This window comes from Actinomyces sp. oral taxon 171 str. F0337, assembly GCF_005696555.1.
GTDB classification, from domain to species: Bacteria; Actinomycetota; Actinomycetes; order Actinomycetales; family Actinomycetaceae; genus Actinomyces; species Actinomyces oris_E.
Genome location: NZ_CP040005.1, coordinates 219579 through 239091, shown reverse-complemented (window position 1 = coordinate 239091; position 19513 = coordinate 219579). Strand labels below are relative to the sequence as shown.

At 72.5% G+C, this 19513-nt stretch carries 15 protein-coding genes; 10 read left to right on the top strand and 5 right to left on the bottom strand.

Going from position 1 to position 19513, the window contains the following annotated elements:
• Positions 1-156 precede the first annotated feature (156 nt).
• From hemQ to FBF36_RS01030, 3 genes are read right to left on the bottom strand one after another with little or no spacing between them, the layout of a single operon-like run.
• Positions 157-966: a hydrogen peroxide-dependent heme synthase gene (hemQ, locus tag FBF36_RS01040; protein ID WP_009395326.1), complete on the bottom strand. Its 810-nt coding sequence runs from the start codon at positions 964-966 to the stop codon at positions 157-159.
• 39 nt (positions 967-1005) lie between these two features.
• Positions 1006-2454: a ferrochelatase gene (locus FBF36_RS01035; protein WP_225792414.1), complete on the bottom strand. Its 1449-nt coding sequence runs from the start codon at positions 2452-2454 to the stop codon at positions 1006-1008.
• Entirely contained in the window at positions 2447-3940 is a 1494-nt protein-coding gene (locus tag FBF36_RS01030; RefSeq protein ID WP_192574982.1) for a glutamyl-tRNA reductase, read from the bottom strand. Before FBF36_RS01030 ends, FBF36_RS01035 begins: the two co-directional genes overlap by 8 nt.
• Positions 3941-4232: 292 nt before the next feature.
• Here FBF36_RS01030 and FBF36_RS01025 point away from each other — a divergent pair, with 292 nt between their 5' ends.
• The 6 genes from FBF36_RS01025 (at position 4233) to hemL (ending at position 12145) form a co-directional block, all read left to right on the top strand.
• Positions 4233-5483 carry a uroporphyrinogen decarboxylase gene (locus FBF36_RS01025; protein ID WP_138137003.1) on the top strand — a complete coding sequence of 417 codons (1251 nt, stop codon included), beginning with the start codon at positions 4233-4235 and terminating at the stop codon, positions 5481-5483.
• Positions 5480-7135: a protoporphyrinogen/coproporphyrinogen oxidase gene (locus FBF36_RS01020; protein ID WP_138137001.1), complete on the top strand. Its 1656-nt coding sequence runs from the start codon at positions 5480-5482 to the stop codon at positions 7133-7135. The genes FBF36_RS01025 and FBF36_RS01020 overlap by 4 nt, the downstream gene beginning before the upstream one ends.
• Before the next feature lie 126 nt (positions 7136-7261).
• The gene (gene hemC / locus FBF36_RS01015) at positions 7262-8371 is read left to right on the top strand and encodes a hydroxymethylbilane synthase (RefSeq protein WP_138136999.1); all 1110 of its coding nucleotides are present in this window, start codon (positions 7262-7264) and stop codon (positions 8369-8371) included.
• A gap of 4 nt (positions 8372-8375) precedes the next feature.
• Complete coding sequence (locus FBF36_RS01010; RefSeq protein ID WP_138136997.1) at positions 8376-9245, top strand: uroporphyrinogen-III synthase; 870 nt, start codon at positions 8376-8378, stop codon at positions 9243-9245.
• A gap of 244 nt (positions 9246-9489) precedes the next feature.
• Positions 9490-10539, top strand: a complete 1050-nt coding sequence (gene hemB, locus FBF36_RS01005; RefSeq protein WP_138136995.1) for a porphobilinogen synthase — start codon at positions 9490-9492, stop codon at positions 10537-10539.
• 121 nt (positions 10540-10660) lie between these two features.
• Positions 10661-12145: a glutamate-1-semialdehyde 2,1-aminomutase gene (hemL, locus tag FBF36_RS01000; protein ID WP_412784059.1), complete on the top strand. Its 1485-nt coding sequence runs from the start codon at positions 10661-10663 to the stop codon at positions 12143-12145.
• Between the two features lie 33 nt (positions 12146-12178).
• Here hemL and FBF36_RS00995 read toward each other — a convergent pair whose 3' ends face one another.
• Together FBF36_RS00995 and FBF36_RS00990 are read right to left on the bottom strand one after the other, a co-directional pair.
• Positions 12179-13120 (bottom strand): macro domain-containing protein, encoded by a 942-nt coding sequence (locus FBF36_RS00995; RefSeq protein WP_009394118.1) that lies wholly within the window; start codon positions 13118-13120, stop codon positions 12179-12181.
• 146 nt (positions 13121-13266) lie between these two features.
• Positions 13267-13644, bottom strand: a complete 378-nt coding sequence (locus FBF36_RS00990) for a thioredoxin family protein (RefSeq protein WP_034491325.1) — start codon at positions 13642-13644, stop codon at positions 13267-13269.
• Between the two features lie 294 nt (positions 13645-13938).
• On the opposite strand from FBF36_RS00990, the gene FBF36_RS00985 reads away from it, so the two are divergent.
• The 4 genes from FBF36_RS00985 (at position 13939) to FBF36_RS00970 (ending at position 19358) form a co-directional block, all read left to right on the top strand.
• Entirely contained in the window at positions 13939-14799 is an 861-nt protein-coding gene (locus tag FBF36_RS00985) for a MurR/RpiR family transcriptional regulator (RefSeq protein WP_192574981.1), read from the top strand.
• A gap of 162 nt (positions 14800-14961) precedes the next feature.
• Positions 14962-16611 (top strand): NAD-dependent malic enzyme, encoded by a 1650-nt coding sequence (locus tag FBF36_RS00980; protein WP_138136990.1) that lies wholly within the window; start codon positions 14962-14964, stop codon positions 16609-16611.
• Entirely contained in the window at positions 16578-17840 is a 1263-nt protein-coding gene (locus tag FBF36_RS00975) for a threonine/serine exporter family protein (RefSeq protein WP_009394130.1), read from the top strand. The genes FBF36_RS00980 and FBF36_RS00975 overlap by 34 nt, the downstream gene beginning before the upstream one ends.
• A gap of 327 nt (positions 17841-18167) precedes the next feature.
• Positions 18168-19358 carry a Fic family protein gene (locus tag FBF36_RS00970; protein WP_009394132.1) on the top strand — a complete coding sequence of 397 codons (1191 nt, stop codon included), beginning with the start codon at positions 18168-18170 and terminating at the stop codon, positions 19356-19358.
• The last annotated feature ends 155 nt before the right edge of the window (positions 19359-19513 follow it).

Sequence of the window (19513 nt, the reverse complement as noted above, 5' to 3'; positions counted from 1 at the left end):
GATGCGTCGTCGCCCACCCTCACGGCCGGGGACATCTCGCGCCGGCGGGTGCTGTTTGCGCGTCCGGGGACAGGATTCCTGTCCCCGGACGCGCGGGATGTCACCGGCCGGAAGAGAGTGTCCCCGACGGCGTCGAATGTCCCCGCGGGCAGGGAGTCAGGCCCAGGGCTGACGCTGGGCCCACTCCTGCGGGCTGACGCGGCGCCCGGTGTAGAAGGGCGTGTCCACGCGCACGTGCATGCGCGCATCCGTGTAGCGCTGGTGGTGCAGGACCCCCTCGAGCCGGTCGAGGCTGTCGGCCTCGAAGCCGAGGATCCACTCGTAGTCGCTCAGGCCGAAGGTGGACAGGGTCGACCCCTTGACGTCGGGGTACTTGGAGAAGCCGTGGCGCCCGTGCTGGGCCATCATGCGCGAGCGCTCCTCGGGGGCGAGCAGGTACCACTCGTAGGAGCGCACGAAGGGGTAGACCATGACCCAGTCGCGCGGCGCCACCCCAGCCAGGCAGGCCGGCACGTGGCGGGGGTTGAACTCGGCGGGCGTGTGCAGCCCCATGCAGGACCACACCGGCTCCAGGTAACGCCCCAGCGCGCTGCCGCGCAGGCGGTGGTAAGCGTCCTGAAGGACATCGGGGTCGTCGTCGAGCCACCACACGAGCAGGTCGGCGTCGGCGCGCAGCCCCCCGACGTCGTACCAGCCGCGCGTCGTCACGCCGCCGGCCTCAACGAAGTTGGCGCTCTCCCCCAGGAGCTGCTCGCGCTCGGGCTGGGAGGCGGGCAGCGGGCGGCTCAGGCGGAAGACGCTGTAGAGGGTGTAGTGGTACTGGTTGTTGATGGCCTCCAGGTCGACGTCGGTGGCGTCGCGCGGGTCGCGGTGGGGGCGGCGCTCCTCGTCCTCGAAGCGGTGCAGGCCGCCCTCGCCGGGGTGGCCACCGGGGTGACCGTGCTGGCCGTGGGTGTCGGTGCTCAATTTCTTCTCCTGATTCTTTCGGAGCTGCTGGGATGGGGGCTATCGAGGGCCGTCGCCGTCGGTCCCGTGGTGACCGTGCTGATTGGGATGGCTGGGCGGGCCGGGGTGGCGGGTCCCGGGCCGGCAGCACGAGTCCGGGCACACCGTGTGGAAGGGGCCGACGCCGGTGGTCGAGTCGGGCCGGACGTCCTCGCCTCGGGCGGCGGCGGCCCGCTCGAGGAGGATGTCGACGAGGGAGTCGACGAAGGCCGGGTGGGTGCCGACGGTGGCGGCGCGCGCATACGGCATCCCCAGGTCGCGGGCGGTCTGGGCGGCCTCGGTGTCGAGGTCGAAGACGACCTCCATGTGGTCGGAGATGAAGCCGAAGGGCGCCACGACGACGCCCCCGGGCCTGCCCACGGGGTTGCCGTCGGTCAGGTGCCCGGCGGCCAGGGCCTCAAGGTGGTCGTTGACATCCGGTTCGAGCCAGCGGGCCTGCGGCGGGCCCGAGCGCGAGCAGTAGACGAGGTCGGTCTCCACCGTCTCCAGGCCGAGGCGGCGGGCGACCTCGGGCACGAGGACGGCGGCCAGCGCCTCATGCTGGGCGACGTAGGAGACCTCCGTGGACAGGTCGGTGGCCACGCCCGGCTCTCGCTGCCCGGTTCCGGTCGGACCGTCGACATCGGAGGGGCCGGGAGCGGCCTCAGAGCCCTCCCCCGGGGCGGAGCCGGCCTCCATGCCCAGGGGGATGGAGTGGGTGACGAGCACGAGGCGCGCGTCCGAGGCCGCCACCCCCTGCTCGGCGAGGGCGCTGTAGGCCTCGACGATGGCGTCGACGTTGGCCTGCAGCAGGCCGGGGGTGTTGTAGTAGGGACGCGTCTTGTCCACGACGAGCTCCACGGGGCCGCCCCCGTCCCCGCCGACCCGGGCGGCGGCATCGGCCTCGAATCCCTCACCGGTGGAGCCGTCCGCACCGTCGGCGAGCAGGGCGACGGCACCGGCCAGGTCCTCGCGATACTGGCGGCACCCGGAGTAGGAGCCGAAGGCCGCGGTGGGCAGGGCCAGGACGCGGCGGGCTCCAGCGTCGGCCAGCTCGCGCAGGGCCTGGCTGACGAAGGGGTGCCAGTTGCGGTTGCCGACGACGATCGGCAGCGTCGAGCCGCGCTCGGCCAGGCGGGCCTGGAGGGCGTCGCGCAGCTCGGCGTTGCACGCGTTGATCGGGGAGGCGCCGCCGACGCTCTGGTAGTGGCCGGAGACCTCCACGAGGCGAGAGTCGGGCACGCCGCGGCCGGAGGTGGCGTTGCGCATGAAGGGCAGGACGTCCTCGGGGCGGCGGGGCCCGCCGTAGGACTGCAGGAGGACGGCGTCGTAGGGGGCCAGCGGGTCGACGGCCGGGACACTGGCCGGGACTCCAGCGAGCTCGGCGCCCGGGCGGGCGGGCGGGTGAGCCGCCGGGCGGGCGGCCGACTCCTGGGCGGGCCCGAGCCTGGACACGACGGTGTCAGTCATGGTTCTCTCCTGTGCTCTCCAGGCCCCAGACGAGCTCGAGGGCCTGACGGTAGGCCTCCTCGCGGCCCTCCTGGCCGGCGCGGCGGGCCATGACGGTGGGCTGGTGGAGGAGGCGGGCGGCCAGATGGTGGAGGGCGCGCTCGGCCTGCGCCAGGGACACCATCGGCTCGCCGTCGATCTCGCCTGCGGCCTCGAGGCCGGGCTCGGCATGGACGTCACGGTGGGGGCAGGCCCCCGCGGCGGCGTCGGCGCTGTTGACCCCGTTCACGCCGGTCCCGGCGCGCCCGTCGATGGCGGGAACGGCCAGGGCGAGCCGGCGGGCGGGCTGCGGGCGCAGGCGGGCGGCCTCCTCGGCGACGACGCGGCCCACCTGGGCGCGCAGGGCGGTGATGAGGGGGTCCATGGCCCGGCCAGCCAGGGTCCGCTCGAAGTCGGCGGCCTCGGCCTCGACGATGGCGCGGGCGGCGGTCACCTGCTGGGCCTCGGCGTCGGGGACGGCGTCGCGCACGCGGGCCAGGTCGAGGTGGACGACGCCGGGCAGGTCACCGACGGCCTCGTCGACGTCGCGGGTCAGGGCCAGGTCGAGGATGACGAGCGGGCGACCAGTCCCCCCGGCCGGGCCGAGGCGCTCTGCGGCGACGGGGGCGACGACGTCGGCGGTGAGGATCGGCCCGCCCGTGCCGCGGCAGGTGACGACGAGGTCGGCGCGGCTCATGGCCTCACTCAAAGCGCCAGTGGGGACGGCGCGCAGGCCGTGGCCGGCGGCGAAGGCCTCGGCGCGGTTGGAGGCGGAGTAGACGGCGATGTCGCTCAGGCCCCGGGCGCGCAGGTCGGCGACGGTGGCGCCGGCGTAGGAGCCGGTGCCGACAATGAGGGCGCGGCAGCCCTCCAGCGACGGCAGGTGGCCGGCGGCCTGATCCACGCCGACGGCGACGACGCTGCGCCCCTGACCGGACAGCTCGGTCTCGTGGGCCACCCGACGGGCGGTGGCCGAGGCACGCTCGACGACCCGCACGAGCTCGGGGCTGAGCGTGCCCTCGGCAGCGGCGGTCTCAGCGGCGCGGCGGACCTGGCCGACGATCTGGGCCTCGCCGACCACCATCGAGCTCAGGCCCGCGGCGATGGCAAGCATCTCGCGGCGGGCGCTCGCCCCGACCAGGTGGGACAGCAGGAGGCTGCTCGGGGGGAGCCCGGCGCGCTCGGCGAGGAAGGCGCAGATGGTCTCACCCAGGTCAGACGACGCCGCGGACTGACTGCCAGTCGGAGCGAGGTTCGGGTGCAGGGCCGCAGGGCAGCCGGTGTCGGCCCAGGAGTCGGCGTCGATGAGGAGGGCCAGGCGGTTGCAGGTGGACAGGACCACGACCCCGCGCAGCGCGGGGACCGCCTCCAGGAGATCCGGCCCCAGCCCCGGGGCGACCGCGCCGAGCCGGGCCACGACGTCGAGGCCCGGCAGTCGATGGTCGGCTGAGAGAAGATGAGTAGTCACAACGGGCGCTATTGAAACATCACCGCGAGGTGCGGGCACAATAGCGGCATGGTGACGCACACCCAACATCGCGACAATGTGTCACCACCATATTCCTGACACCATGTCAGCACCTGATCGACGCCTGGAACACCGCATCACCACGCGAAATAAACCCCCTTTGACCACTGCCTACAGGAGGCAACCGGATATGTCTCGCATTCAGTTCCCCTATCGCAGGGAAAGCACACGGCGTCAGCATTCTTCACCCGATAACGGCGATTTCGTCACCAGAAGTTCACACAATTATTCAATGGAGTCCGAGCAGGCGGCGCAGGACCGCGCCCCGGCCGGCAGCGGGGCCGCGACGGGACCGGCGCTCCTGGAGGCCCTGGCGGGGCGGAGGCCCGCACGCACGCCCGTGTGGTTCATGCGCCAGGCGGGACGGTCCCTGCCGGAGTACCGGGCGCTGCGGGCGCGCGCCGGCGTGCCGATGCTGGAGGCCTGCCTGGATCCCGCGCTCGCGGCGGAGGTGACGCTGCAGCCGGTGCGGCGCCACGGCGTCGACGCCGCCGTCTTCTTCTCCGACATCATGGTGCCGCTGCGCCTGGCGGGCGTCGGGGTGCGGATCGAGGAGGGTGTCGGACCGGTTCTCGATGCCCCGGTGCGCAGCGGCCGTGAGGTGAGCGAGCTGGTCGCCCGCCGCTTCGGTGACGGTTCCGGCACCGAGGGGGTTGGGGCGATCGGGGAGGCGGTGCGGCGCGTCGTTATCGAGCTGGGCAGTCCGCAGGCGCCGGGCGTGCGCGAGGGGCTGAGCGAGCGGGCGCGCGCCGGGCTGGAGCACAGCGCCGGGGCGGCGGGCTGGACGCCGGTGCTCGCCTTCGGCGGGGCGCCCTTCACGCTGGCGGCCTACCTGGTGGAGGGCCGGCCCAGTCGCGACCACCTGGCGGCGCGCACGCTCATGCGCGCCGACCCCGACTCCTGGGACCGCCTCATGACGTGGTGCGCGCGCCTGACCGGCGAGTTCATCGCCACCCAGGTGCGCGCCGGGGCGGTCGCGGCCCAGCTCTTCGACTCCTGGGCGGGCTCGCTGTCGCCGCGCGCCTACCGCGAGCGCGTGGTCCCCTACTCGGCGCTCGCGCTGGATGCGGCCCGGGGCGCCCTGTCCCCCACCACCGGCCGGGCTGCGCCGCTCATCCACTTCGGGACCGGCACCGCCCGGCTGCTGGGGCTCATGCGTCAGGCGGGGGCCGACGCCGTCGGCGTGGACGAGCGCATCGAGCTGGGTGAGGCGATTGAGGCGCTGGCCGGGGCCGACCCGCAGGCGGGGGCCTGCCCGGTCCAGGGCAACCTCGACCCGGCGCTGCTGGCGGCGCCGTGGCCGATCCTGGCTGAGGAGGTCGACGCGGTGCTGGCCGCCGGGCGCGCGGCGCCGGGGCACGTGGTCAACCTGGGGCACGGGGTGCCGCCGGCCACCGACGCGGACGTCCTCACCCGGATCGTGGCACGGGTGCACGGCTCGACCGACTGGGAGTCCGTGGCGCTGGCCGGGTGGGAGGCGTGAGCGGGGAGGCCGTCGGGGAGCGGCGGTGGGACGCGCTCGTCATCGGCGGTGGGATCGCGGGGCTGACAGCGGCCTGGGACCTGGTGCGTGCCGGGCTGCGGCCGATGCTCATCGAGGCGCGCGGCTACACCGGCGGGCTCGTCGCGGCCGGAAGCATCGGCGGGGCGCGGATGGACCTGGGCGCCGAGGGCTTCGTCGTGCGAGGCCAGGCGGCCACCTCGATGCTCGCCGAGCTGGGGCTGCGCACCGCCGCCCCGCACGGCCGACCCAGGCTTTTCCTGCCGCCGCTCACGTCGGGCGCCGGTGGAGGATCGCCTCAGTGGGTGCTGCACCGGTTTCCTGGCAACGCCTACCTGGGGATCCCGGCGGACCCGCTGGCGGCCGACGTCGTCGCCATGATCGGGCAGGGGGCCGCGCACCGGGCCGCGCAGGACGCCGACCTGCCCGGCGCCGTGGGAACCGGCCCCGAGGACCCGGCCGACCTGGCCTCCTTCGTGACCGCGCGGATGGGGGCCGGCGTCCTGGAGCGCCTCGTGCGGCCCATCGTCGCGGGCATCCACTCGGCCGACCCCGCGGACCTGGCGGCCGACGTCGTCATGCCCGGGCTGCGGCGGGCCGCAGCGGAGCTGGGGTCCTTGAGTGCCGCTGTGGCGGCGGTGCTGGAGCGACGTCGGGCCCGCCGGGACGGGGTGGGCGGTCGGAGCGTGGACGCGGCCGTCGAGGGCGGGCTGTTCCGGCTCACTGACGCGCTGCGCGAGGCCATCGAGGCCGGCGGCGGGAGCGTGCGCACCCGCACCGGCGCCCAGTGGCTACGGCCGGGCGACATCGAGGACAGCGCGGGCGGGGAGACACCGGCCATCTGGAGGGTGGGAATCGCCCCGACGCGTCGGGGGCCGACGCCGTCGGCTGAGCCGGTGCCCGATGGTGCGCAGGAGGTCGTGGTGACCGACCGCGTCGTCGTGGCCTGCTCGGCAGGGGCCGCGCTGCGGCTGCTGCGGGGGGTTCCCGGCCTGCCCGCGAGCGCGACGGAGCTGACCGTGCCGGTGGGGGCGCCGATTGCCCGCTTCACGCTGGTGGCGCGGGCGCCGGAGCTCAGTGGCGAGCCGGTGGGCTCGGGGCTGCTCGTGGCGCCTGCTGACCCTGCTGACCCTGCTGAGCCCGCCGCTGTAGCGGCGTCGGCCGGCACCGTGGCGCCTGATGGGGCGGAACCCGGTGGGGGATCGGCGAGCGTGGTGGCCTGCCCGGTGCGGGCCAAGGCGCTGTCGCACCTGAGTGCCAAGTGGCCGTGGGTCGGCGCCGAGCTGCGGGCGCTGCACGGCCCGGACGTCCACGCGCTGCGCCTGTCCTACGGTCGGCCCGGTCAGCCGCGCCCGCAGGTGGATCTGCAGGTGGCGCTGGATGACGTGGCGGCCCTGACCGGGGTGAGGATCGAGCCGGAGGCGGTGATCGACCACATGCTGGTGCGCTGGGACGGGACGCTGCCGCCGGTGACGCCCGCCTACCGGGAGCGCACGACGCGTCTGGAGGAGCAGCTGGCGCCGGTGTCGGGGCTGGAGGTCACCGGGGCGTGGGTGGCGGGGACCGGGATCGCGGCCGTCGTCGGGCACGCCCGCACCGCGGCCGGGCGCCTGGTGGGTTCCCATGGCGGGTGAGGCACCGCGCCAAGGCGGAAGCGGCCGTCGCGTTCGTATATTAGGTCGCGAGTTCGTACCCCCAAGGTACGGCGAGCCCTACGGTACGAACGCGACGATTGAGAACCGCGCACGAGGAGGGGATGCATGACTACGACGGGGACGGAATCCAGGCGGCTTCGCCTGGGCACGCGCGGCTCGCGCCTGGCGCTGACCCAGTCCGGGCAGGTCGCCGAGGCGCTGCGTCAGGCCGCCGCGGCCGGCGCTCTCGGCGAGGGCTCTGGCGGCCTGGGCATCGACCTGGTCACCGTGCGCACGGATGGCGACGGCGACCGCACGCCCCTGAGGCAGCTCGGCGGGGTGGGGGTCTTCGCCGCCCGGCTGCGCCACGCGCTCCTGGACGGCGAGGTGGACCTGGTGGTCCACTCCTTCAAGGATCTGCCGACGCATCCGGTCGAGGGGCTGGAGGTCGTCTGTGTGCCGCCGCGCGAGGACCCGCGCGACGCCCTGTGCGCCCGCGACGGGCTGACCCTGGCCACCCTGCCTGAGGGGGCCCGTGTGGGTACGGGATCGCCGCGCCGGGCCGCTCAGCTGCTGGCCGCTCGCCCCGACCTGGAGGTGGTGGATCTGCGCGGCAACGTGCCCACGCGCCTGGCGCGGGTGCGGGGGCTGGAGGCGGTCGGCGTCGGGACCGATGAGCCGGTGGCACCTGCGCGGGCCGATGCCGCCGGCGACCTGGACGCGGTGGTCCTGGCCCTGTCGGGGCTGCGGCGCCTGGGGTTGGAGCACTGCGCGAGCGAGGTCCTGGATCTTGAGACGATGCTGCCCGCGCCGGCTCAGGGGGCCCTGGCCGTGGAGGCGCGAGCCGGTGAGGACTCTGTGGAGCTGGCCCGGGCGGTAGCGGTGCTCGACGACGAGCCGACGCGCCTGGCGGTGACGGCGGAGCGGGCGCTCATGGCCCGGCTCGGTGCGGGCTGCGCGGCGCCGGTGGGGGCCTGGGCGCACCTACGGGGCGGCGAGCAGGAGCAGCGGGTGCTCGTGCTGCGGGCGGTGGTCACCTCGCTCGATGGTGGCCAGGAGGTCGGCTGTGAGCTGAGCACTGAGCTGCCCGAGGCCTCTGGGGGGCCGGGGGCTCCCGGGAATACGGCGGCGGTTCGTGCGGCTGAGGCGCTGGGGGCCAGGGCGGCCGAGGTCCTGTTGGAGGACGGTGCCGCCCAGATCGTCGACCTGCACGCCAGCAAGCCCCGGCGGGACTGAGGCCATGGAGGACTCCACCGCACGCAATGACTCGGCCGGGGGCCGCCCAGGCCGGCCCCGGGAGGGCGGCGGGGCGCCGCTGTCGGGGCGGGTGGTTCTGCTGCCGCGCCTCAAGGAGCGCGACCGCATCGCCTCGACGCTGGAGCGGGCCGGGGCGGAGGTATTGCGGGCCGCCGCGACCCGGACGGTTCCCGGTGAGGCGGCGGCGCTGGAGGCGACTGCGCGCAGGATCAAGGTGGGCGAGGCGGCCTGGCTGGTGCTCACCTCGGCCCGGACCGTTGAGGCGCTGGCACCGTACCTACACGTTCCGGTGCATTCAACGCTGCGGGTGGCAGTCGTCGGCCCGGCGACCGCGCGCGCCTGGACCGAGCTCACCGGGACCGCCCCCGACCTGGTGGCCCGGGGATCGGCCGCCGCCCTCCTGGAGGAGCCCGCGCTCGCCGGCCCCCCACCAGCCCCGAATGCGGCGCGGCGGGTGCTGCTGCCGGCCTCGGCTCTGGCCGACCCGGCACTGGCGGATCGCCTGCGTCAAGCGGGCTGGGAGGTGGAGCAGGTGGCCGCCTACACGACCATCACGGCCGACGCCCACGACCTGCCCCCGGGGCTGGAGCGCGCGTGGGCCGCCGGCGGCGTGGACATGGTTGTGCTCACCGCCCCGTCCAGCACGCGGGCCGTCCTGGATCTGCTCGGCCCGCCGCCGCGGGGAACTGGGTTGGTTGCCATCGGTGCCACCACGGCGGCGGCCACCCGCGGGCTCGGCCTGCCGGTCGCTGCCGTCGCCTCCTCCCCCACGCCCGAGGGGGTCCTCCAAGCCACCATTGACGCCACCTGGGCCGCCACGGGCCCCGCTCCTGCACCTCAGGAGCCGCCGTGATCGCTGCATACCGGCAAAAGTGTCACGATTGGCGACTTTTCCATCTCCACCGCCGTTCCGGCGCACCTGCCCCTCAGGCATTTGCCCAGGTCAGGGCCAAATACTCGGATGTGTTCGGGAGCCGTAGCCCCAACTCGGGGCCTAAAAGTCGCCATTCGTGACACGAAACCATCCCTCAGCCCCCAAACCTCCACCACCCCGCACAAGCCCATTCCAACGCCTTGGACGACCACAGGAGCTCCTCATGACCGATGCCCTTCGACCGGCCGCCGACTTCCTGTCGCGCCGCTGCGTCCCTGCCCCGCAGGCCCCCACGGTCCGCCCCCGGCGCCTGCGCACCACCCCAGCGATGCGTCGCCTGGCGCGCGAGCACGTCGTGGACCCGGCCGCCCTCATCCTGCCTGTGTTCGTGCGCGAGGACATTGACGCCCCCCGCCCGGTGGAGGCGATGCCGGGAGTCGTCCAGCACACACTGGACTCGCTGCGCCGTGAGGCCGCCGCCTGCGCCGAGGCCGGCGTCGGCGCCATCGACCTGTTCGGCGTGCCCGCCACACGAGACGAGGCCGGCACAGCGGCCTGGGCGGAGGACGGCATCCTCAACCGCGGGATCGCGGCCGTGCGCACGGAGGTCGGGGACGAGGTCGTCGTGTGCGCGGACACCTGCCTGGACGAGTTCACCAGCCACGGCCACTGCGGGCTCATCCGCCCCGACGGTCCGCGCGCCGGCGAGGTCGACAACGACGCCACGCTGGCCACCTACCAGGCGATGGCGATCTCCCAGGCGGAGGCCGGGGCGCACATGGTCTCGCCGTCGGGGATGATGGACGGGCAGGTCGCCGCGATCCGCGCCGCCCTGGACGCCACCGGCCACGACGACGTCGCGATCCTGGCCTACTCGGCGAAGTACGCCTCGGCCTACTTCGGGCCGTTCCGTGAGGCCGTGGGCTCCACGCTCACCGGGGACCGGCGCGCCTACCAGCAGGATCCGGCCAACCGCCGCGAAGGCATGCGCGAGGTGATGCTCGACGTCGCCGAGGGAGCCGACATCGTCATGGTCAAGCCGGCCGGTCCCTACCTAGACGTGCTGGCCGACGTCGCCGCCGCCTCACCGGTGCCGGTGGCCGCCTACCAGGTCAGCGGCGAGTACGCGATGGTGGAGGCGGCCGCGCAGCGCGGGTGGGTCGACCGCGAGCGCGTCATCGCCGAGTCGGTGCTGGGGATCGTGCGCGCGGGGGCGGACATGGTCCTGACCTACTGGGCCCGGGAGATCGCCGAGAACCCGGCCCTGCACTGATACAAGAGCCACGGAGGGCAGGATCGTTCCGGTAGGTTGGGAATCAGCTCCGGCCGGCGCGAGACCACCTCCCGAACCGGCCCTGACCAGTCTCTTCACAGTTTTACCGACAGGATCGCCCGTGACTCAGCAGCCGCGCCCCACAGCCTCCGCCCCCACCAACACGACTCACGCGCCCAACGCCGCCCTGTTCGAAGCGGCTCGCGCCGTCATCCCCGGGGGCGTCGACTCCCCCGTGCGCGCCTTCGGCTCGGTGGGCGGCACGCCGCGGTTCATCGCCTCGGCGAGCGGCGCCCACGTCACCGACGCCGAGGGGCGGAGCTACGTGGACCTGGTGGGCTCGTGGGGCCCGGCGCTCCTGGGCCACGCCCACCCGGAGGTCGTCGACGCAGTCCAGGAGGCCGCCGCCCGCGGCCTGTCCTTCGGCGCCCCCACCGCCACGGAGACGCTTCTGGCCGAGGAGGTGCGCCGCCGGGTTCCGGCCGCACAGAGGGTTCGCTTCGTGTCCACCGGCACCGAGGCGACGATGACGGCCGTGCGCCTGGCCCGCGGCGCCACGGGCCGCGACCTGGTGGTGAAGTTCGCGGGCTGCTACCACGGGCACAGCGACGGCCTGCTCGCGGCGGCCGGCTCGGGCCTGGCCACCGGCGGACTGCCGGGCAGCGCCGGCGTGCCCGCGGCGGTGGCCGCTCAGACGATCGTGCTGCCCTACAACGACGTCACCGCCCTGGAGGCCTGCTTCGCCGAGCGGGGCGCTGAGATCGCCGCGGTCATCACCGAGGGGGCCCCGGCCAACATGGGAATCGTGCCGCCCGCGCCCGGCTTCAACGCCGCGATCCACCGCATCACCGCCGAGCACGGTGCGCTCATGATCCTCGATGAGGTCCTCACCGGCTTCCGCGTGGGCCCGGCCGGCTGGTGGGGGCTGGAGGCCCTCGACGGCTGGACCGCGGACCTGCCGAACGTCGCCGCCGAGACCGCCGCCGGCGCCGGTGACGCCGCTTCTGAGCCCGCCGACGCCGCGGCCCCCTCCTGGCCGGGCGCCGACTGGCGCGAGCGCGCCGCCTGGGTACCGGACCTGGTGACTTTCGGCAAGGTCGTGGGCGGCGGGATGCCGCTGGCCGCCGTCGGCGGACGCACGGAGATCATGGACCTGCTGGCGCCGGACGGCCCCGTCTACCAGGCGGGCACGCTCTCGGGGAACCCGCTGGCCACGGCGGCCGGCCTGGCCACGCTCCAGCTGGCCGACGACGCCGTCTACGCCTCGGTGGCCTCCCGCGCCCAGGCCATCGGCGAGGTGGTCTCGGCGGCCCTGACCGAGCAGGGCGTGCCCCACCGCGTGCAGCGGGCGGGTTCCCTGTTCTCCTTCATGTTCGGTCAGCGGGCCGCCGATCAGGGCGTGGGCGACTACGAGGCCGCCCGCGCCCAGGAGACCTGGCGCTACGGGCCCTTCTTCCACGCCTTCCTCGAGGCGGGGGTGGGCCTGCCGCCGTCGGTCTTCGAGGCCTGGTTCGTCTCGGCCGCGCACGGCGAGGCGGAGCTGGAGGCGATTGCGGCCGCGACCCCGGCGGCCGCTCGCGCCGCGGCCCTGGCCCAGGCGAGCTGACAATCCCTCAGCGAGGCCGCCTGCCCCGTCCCCTTACGGCCGCCAGGGCGGCGGGGCGAGGGCGGCCTCGTAGGCGGCGACGTCGACGTCGGCGTTGAGGCTGATGACGATGCGCATCCGGGAGTCGGGGTGGGCCGCCAGCCAGCGACCGATCGTCTCCAGGGTCACCAGGGCGGCCTGCCGCTTGGGGTAGCCGAAGACGCCCGTGGACAGCGAGCACAGGCCGACACTGCCCAGCCCCGCGGCGTGCGCGACGTTGAGGACGCTCGTGTAGCACGAGGACAGCAGGCGCCGATCCTTCAGGGTCGGCCTGCGCCCGTCCTCGATGACGGGCCCCACCGAGTGGATGACGTGCTGGGCCGGCAGGTGGTAGCCGCCAGTGAAGACGGCCCGGCCGGCGGGCTCCCCGCCCTGACGGCGGGTGGGGTCGAAGGTCTCCGCCCACGTCATGTAGCGGGCGCACTCGGCACGCAGGGCCGGACCGGCGACGGCGTGGATGATGTTGTCGATGCAGCGGTGCCCGGGGGCGAAGCAGCCGAGCATCCCGGAGTTGGCGGCGTTGAGGACGGCGCCGGCGCGCAGGCGGGTGAGGTCGCCGCGCCAGAAGGCGACGTTGCGGCCCAGCAGGCCGGGCACGTGGTCGGTGATGGCCAGGGGCGGGATCTCGGTGGCGTCGATCATGCCGCGCTCGGCGGCCTCGGCCTCCAGGAGGGTGTCGAGGTCGGCGGCGATGTCCTCGGGCAGGGGCGCCGGGGGCCGGGCGGTGAGGAGGAAGTCGAGCATGGTGCGCAGCTCGTCGGGGTCGGTGGGGACCGTGGAGTCGATCCAGTCCGTGGCACCCTCGGGGTCGGAGCGGATGAAGGCGTAGACGAGGTGGCGCACCAGCGCGTCGCGGCCCGAGGCGCCGACGGGGACCGCCCATCGGGCTCTGACAGCGTGACTGACGTGGGACTCCAACTTCACGCGGGCCATCATAGGATATCAAAACGTAATGTTCTGCCCTTGACTGGGCGAGCCGGGTAACAGACGACGACGTCGCCCGGAAACGTTGGGTTCCCGGGCGACGTCGGAGAACCGGAGGGACCGGAGGATGGCCCCACGGCCCCTCGGTGCACGGCAGATCAGGCCTGAGTGCCGGCGGCCTCCTCCTCGGCGATCTTGGCCTTGAGCTCGTCCATGTCGAGCTCGCGCACCTGCGTGATGAGAGAGTCGAGCGCGGAGGCGGGCAGGGCGCCGGCCTCGCGGTAGACCAGCACATTGTCACGGAAGACCATGAGCGTGGGGATCGAGGAGATTCCCAGGGCTCCGGCGAGGTCCCGCTCGGCCTCGGTGTCCACCTTGGCGAAGGTGATGTCGGGGTTGGCCTCGGAGGCCTTCTCGTAGATGGGGCCGAAGCGCATGCACGGACCGCACCAGGAGGCCCAGAAGTCGACGAAGGTGATGCCCTCGCCGTGGATGGTGTCCTTGAACTCGGGGCCGGTGATGTTCTTGGTGGCCATGAGCATTCCTTTCAAGACTGCGGAGACATATCGGTTCCACTGCGGCCAACACGGCCGGGGCCCAACCTATTCCTGGGGCCGTCCGTCCTCTTGACGGGGCCGCCCGGCCTGCATCCAACACCGCTCGACCTCCCGCCGCCTGCAGCCGGGGACATCCTGCGCGTCCAGGGACAGGATTCCGGTCCCCGACGGCGTCGAACGCCCCCGGGCGCACAGAAACGTCCCCGACGAGGTCACCTCCTGTGAACGCGAGTCGGCAGCACCCAACCTGACGACTCCGATAAATTGGACGCCGTGGAGCCATCTGAGGACAGTCCTTTTCTGGACAGGCTCGCGGCCGCCCGCCTCACCGCACGCGAGTTCGACGTCGCCCGTTTCTATGAGGACAACCTGCCCGGCGCCGCTCTGGTCAACCTCGAGGAGGTCTGCTGCGCCGTAGGGGTCTCCTCGGCGACGGTGGGCCGGTTCGCACGCAAGCTCGGATATCCAGACTTCCGCGCCATGAGTCGCAGCCTGCGCACCGGCGTGCGCGAAGAGCTGTCTTTACCGGTTGAGCGCCTTAGGCGGATGCACGATGACGCTGCACCGTCGCCCCAGTCCGTCCTTGAGCAGCGCGTCGGCTCGGCTCAGGAGGTGCTCTCCGGATGCTCCTCCGCAATCGATACGGAGGCCTTCACCCGCGTCTGCGAGCTGGTCGGCGACACCGACCGCCCCCTCTACCTGGGCGCCGTCGCCACGGGACGACCCCTCATGCAGTACTTCGGCCTCCTGCTCTCCTACCTCAGAGGCGGTGTCACCATCCTGGACGGCACCGACCACTGGGCGCACGCCCTGGCCGGACTGGAGGCCGACGCCGTCGTCCTCACTGCGACTTTCGACCGCCACCCGGCACCAGTCGAAGCCCTGCTGCGCCTGGCAGGCCGACGCGGCGCAACCTCGATCCTCCTGACCAATCGGCGCACCGGGCCGCTCGTGCCCCTGGCGGACATCCTTCTGACGACGCCGCTAGTCACCCAGGAGGCGATGTTCCGGACACGGGTGGCCACACTCGTCGTTCTCGAGGCGATTCTGGACGCGGTGGCAGCCGAGCACCCTGAGCACCTCCGCGCCGAGAGGGTCGAGGAGACCTTCATCCTCATGCGCGGTTACCTGTAGTGGCTCCGCCAACCGCCGAACTCCGCCTCGGCCGACGCACCAACGCACCAACGCACCAGCACCGATGGACATATCGGAAGAACGAGCGTTAGTTTACTTCCACAGTCCAACAAAATCGTCACTAAACTGACGATCGGCTCCGCTCACTTTGGAGGAGACCACATGTCGGCCAAACCAACCATCGTCACCAATCCCTTGACCAACCGTGGCACCGCTTTCACCGAGGAGGAGCGGCGTCGGCTCGGACTCATCGGCCGTTTCCCCTCCGCCGTCGAGACCCTTGACCAGCAGGCGACTCGGGCCTACGCACAGCTGACCGCCCAGCCCACGAACCTGGAAAAGTACGTCTTCCTCGACCAGCTCCACAACCGCAACGAGATCCTCTACTACCGGGTGCTCGCCGACCATCTCTCCGAGCTGCTGCCGATCGTCTACGACCCCACGGTCGGCGAGGCCATCAAAAAGTGGAGCCGCGACTACCGGCGGTCGCGCGCCGTCTACCTGTCCGTGGACCGCATCGAGGACGTGCGACCCTCTCTGGAGGGTCTGGGTCTGGGGCCCGATGATGTCGACCTGCTCGTTGTCTCCGATGCCGAGGAGATCCTCGGGATCGGGGACTGGGGCGTCAACGGCACCGACATCTCCGTGGGCAAGCTCGCCGTCTACACGGCGGCCGCCGGCATCCACCCCGAGCGGGCAATCGCCGTCAACCTGGACTGCGGCACGGATAACGAGGCCCTCCTCAATGACCCCGCCTATCTGGGCAACCGTCACGCGCGCGTGCGCGGCGAGCGCTACGACGCACTCATCGACGAGTACCTGTCCGTCGCGGCCGAGCTCTTCCCCCGCGCGCTGCTCCACTTCGAGGACTTCGGCCCGTCCAACGCGCGCCGAATCCTGCTGGCCAACCGGGAGAAGTACCGCATCTTCAACGACGACATGCAGGGCACCGGTGCGATCGTCATCGCCGCGGTGGTCTCCGGCATGAAGGTCACCGGCCAGAGCTTCGCCGACCAGCGCCTGGTCGTCTACGGCGCTGGTACCGCGGGCACCGGCATGGCCGACCAGATCCACGCCGGCATGGTCCGCGACGGGCTCAGCCCCGACGAGGCGCGCTCCCGCATCTGGCTCATCGACCGGGCGGGCCTCATCACCGACGACATGGAGGGCCTGCCCGACTACCAGCAGACCTACGCGCGACCGGCCTCCGAGGTGGCGGACTGGACCCGCGAGCACGGCAGGATCGGCCTGCTTGAGACGGTGCGTCGGGTTCACCCCACGATCCTCATCGGAACCTCCACGGACCACGGGGCCTTCACCCGTGAGGTTATCGAGGAGATGAGTAGCGGCGTCGAGCGCCCCATCGTTCTGCCGCTGTCCAACCCCACCGAGCGGATCGAGGCCATGCCCGCCGACGTCATCACCTGGTCCGGCGGCAAGGCGCTGGTCGCCACCGGCATTCCGGTGGAGCCCTTCGAGTACGAGGGGACCACGTTCACGATCGGCCAGGGCAACAACGCCCTGCTCTACCCGGGCCTGGGGCTGGGGGTCATCGTCTCCGGCGCGAGCCGGGTGACCGACGGCATGCTACTCGCCGCCGCGCAGGCCGTCGCGAGCCAGGTCGATCCCACCAACCCGGGTGCGTCCCTCCTGCCTCCGGTGGAGAACCTGCGCGCATCCTCGGCGACGGTCGCCGTCGCGGTCGCCCGCCAGGCCGAGGCCGACGGCGTCGCCACCGCGAGTCACGACAACCTCATCCAGGCGGTTCAGGACGCCATGTGGCAGCCGGTCTACCCCGAGGTCAAGGCCTGAGCCGCCGGCTGACGGGAGCAGAAAGACGGCGCGCGGCCGGGCTCACCGCCCGGACCGCCACTCTGCTCCTGGACTCAGGCCAGTCCACCCACGCCGCGGTAGCCACCGTTGAACGGCTCAACGAGCTGCTAGGCACCCGTTTCACGTTGCTGCCTACCTGGTCACAGGTCACGCTCGCCGACGCCGATGGGGCCGTAGCCGCGGTCCAAGCCATTCGCCCTGTAGGGGTGCACATGGGACGCGCGACTCTCATCCAGCGCCGTCTGAGTGCCATCAGTTCACTGAGCCTCGACGAGCTGGAGGACCTGCTGGAGAAGGCGGAGGCCCAGCCCTCCAGCCCTACCTGGATGTTCGCCCTGGCGGCGGGCCTCGGCGCGAGTCTGCTGGCCCTTATCTTCGGGGCCCACCACCTGCCGTCAGTCACCCTCGCCTTCGCCGCGGCGGGAGCAGGCGGCCTCGCGCGGCGCGCATTGGCAGAGCGGACGACGGCAGTCACCCAGACCTTTGCCGCCGCTCTTATCGGCGGCCTGGTCGGCGCACTCGCCGTCCACCTCGGCTGGACCGGCACGGCTCGGCTCGTGGCCGTGTGCCCGGGGATGGTGCTCGTGCCCGGCCCCCAGGTCCTCAACGGTGCCATCGAGATCGCCGAGCGCCGCCACGACATGGGCCTGGCACGACTGGCGGACGCCGCGCTGACGATCTTGGCCATTAGTGCGGGCATCATCGGAGGCCTGCTCATCGGCGGCACTGGCCTGCCGCTGAGCGCGACGACCGACGCGATCCCACTGTGGCTCGACGTCCTAGCCGCTGCCGTCCTCGCCATGTGCTATCCGGTGTACTTTTCCATGCCGATCAGGACCTTCGGCTGGGCGTTCCTGGCCGGCGGGCTCGCGCACGCGGCGCACTGGGTCGCACTGACGCGGTGGCAATGGAACGCGCCCGCCTCCTCTCTACTGGCCTGCCTGGTGGCAGGCGGCCTGCTCACGCCGGTGTGCCACTCACGGCACATTCCTTTCGCGGGAGCGGGCTTCGCCGCGGTCGTGGCCCTTGTGCCCGGCGTGTACCTGTTCCGCGCTGCCGCAGGGACACTGAGCCTGGTGGGAGAGGCGCACGCGGAGGCGGCACTGGAGGCGACAGCGAGTGATCTGGCCACGGCCGTCATCATTGTGCTGGCGATGGCAGTCGGGTTGGTGGTGCCCCACCGGATATGGATCCGCCTCGCGCACTAGGGCGTTCCGCGCGTCGGGGGTAGCGCGACCTCCTAGCCAGGGACATTCCACGCGGCCGGATGCGCGCTGCTCCGGAGGGGGACACCCTGCGCGTCCGGGGACAGGATCCCGGTCCCCGACGGCGTCGAACGCCCCCGGCCGCACAGAAATGTCCCCGACGGCGTCGAACGCCCCCACCCGCAGCAAACGGCCCCACAGCCACAGTCGCCGACAGCCACCCACGCATGGCGGTTTCCAGACACCCACCCACCTACGATGTTTGACAAGCCCCCAATATATGCAATCTACTCCCTTGGGATGTCATACAATCGCCATTAGACTGACATCATGGACGTGAGCATGTTCGTCGACGACACCATGGGGGAGCTGGTCGACATCACCGGCTCCGACCCGGTGACCGGCAGCTGGCGGCACAAGGCCTTCATCCCCACGCCACTCAGCTCCGACGAGCCACCCCTCAGCGGAGGCACCTACCGGATGGTGGCAGCAGCCGGCCGTGCACTGGCCGCCCTCGACGCCACAGCCCAACAGCTGCCGAACCCCTACCTGCTGCGAACCCCCTCCCTACGGCGCGAGGCTCAGTCGACGTCGGCCTTGGAGGGGACATACGCCCCCCTGCGCGAGGTGCTCACCGCCGACGATGACGCCCCCACGACCGCCGAGATGACGGAGATCCTCAACTACGTCCGCATGGCCAACAGCGGTTTCCTGTGGGCGCAGGAGAGGCGCCCCATCACCCTGTCACTCATCGAGGACCTTCAAGGCGAGCTCATGCGGGGCACTCCTCTTGAGTCCGCTTCAGGTCGCCTGCGCGACACCCAGGTCATGATCGGCCGCCGCCCCGGTACGCACAGCATGGCCCCGGTCCACGCGTCCCGGTTCATCCCTGTACCGCCCGGGGACCGCCTTCGCGCCGGCGTGCGAGCCCTCGTCGACTGGCTGCATCAGGACCACACGGGAGACATCGACCCGATCATCGCCGCGGGCATGGCCCACTACCAGTTCGAGGCCCTTCACCCCTTCCGGGACGGCAACGGGCGCCTGGGGCGGTTCCTCATCGTGCTCACCCTCCTGAGCTCGGGCGTTCTCAGCGAACCCACGCTGACGGTCTCGCCGTGGTTCGAGGAGCGTCGAGCCGAGTACTACGACGCGCTACTGCGAGTCAGCACCCACGGTGACTGGGACACCTTCCTGGCCTTCTTCTCCCAGGGACTGGCTGCGGCGGCCACCAACACGCGCCACCAGATGCTCGCGCTGGCCGCTGCCCACCAGAGCCTCAAGGAGACGGTGCGCGCCTCCAGCCTGCGGTCCGCTCACGCCCTTGACCTCGTCGACTTCGCGGTCGCGAATCCGAGCTTCACGGTGCGCAAGGTCGAGGCAGCCCTTGGCGTCTCGTACGGGAGAGCCAACAGCCTGGTCGCCCAGCTGACCGACATCGGGGTGTTCGACGTCGTCGAGACCGGCTCGCAAACTCGCCGCTTCGCCGCCCCTGCCGTCCTGAAGGTCCTGCTCGCCTGAGCCCGCCCGCCCCGCCTTCCAAGACGGCCGGGGACGTCCTGCGCTTCCGGGGACAGGATTCCCGTTTCCCGACGCACGGACCACCCCCGGCCGAACAGAAACGTCCCCGACGGCGTCGAACGCCCCGTACGGGGTGAACGGTCCCCATGGGCGGG

What these genes read in the sequence shown, in the direction of transcription:
- FBF36_RS01035 (WP_225792414.1), bottom strand. Translation starts at nt 2,454, where the DNA reads ATGACTGACACCGTCGTGTCCAGGCTCGGGCCCGCCCAGGAGTCGGCC.
- FBF36_RS01025 (WP_138137003.1), top strand. Translation starts at nt 4,233, where the DNA reads ATGGAGTCCGAGCAGGCGGCGCAGGACCGCGCCCCGGCCGGCAGCGGG.
- hemC (WP_138136999.1), top strand. Translation starts at nt 7,262, where the DNA reads ATGACTACGACGGGGACGGAATCCAGGCGGCTTCGCCTGGGCACGCGC.
- FBF36_RS01010 (WP_138136997.1), top strand. Translation starts at nt 8,376, where the DNA reads ATGGAGGACTCCACCGCACGCAATGACTCGGCCGGGGGCCGCCCAGGC.
- hemB (WP_138136995.1), top strand. Translation starts at nt 9,490, where the DNA reads ATGACCGATGCCCTTCGACCGGCCGCCGACTTCCTGTCGCGCCGCTGC.
- FBF36_RS00995 (WP_009394118.1), bottom strand. Translation starts at nt 13,120, where the DNA reads ATGATGGCCCGCGTGAAGTTGGAGTCCCACGTCAGTCACGCTGTCAGA.
- FBF36_RS00990 (WP_034491325.1), bottom strand. Translation starts at nt 13,644, where the DNA reads ATGGCCACCAAGAACATCACCGGCCCCGAGTTCAAGGACACCATCCAC.
- FBF36_RS00980 (WP_138136990.1), top strand. Translation starts at nt 14,962, where the DNA reads ATGTCGGCCAAACCAACCATCGTCACCAATCCCTTGACCAACCGTGGC.
- FBF36_RS00970 (WP_009394132.1), top strand. Translation starts at nt 18,168, where the DNA reads ATGGACGTGAGCATGTTCGTCGACGACACCATGGGGGAGCTGGTCGAC.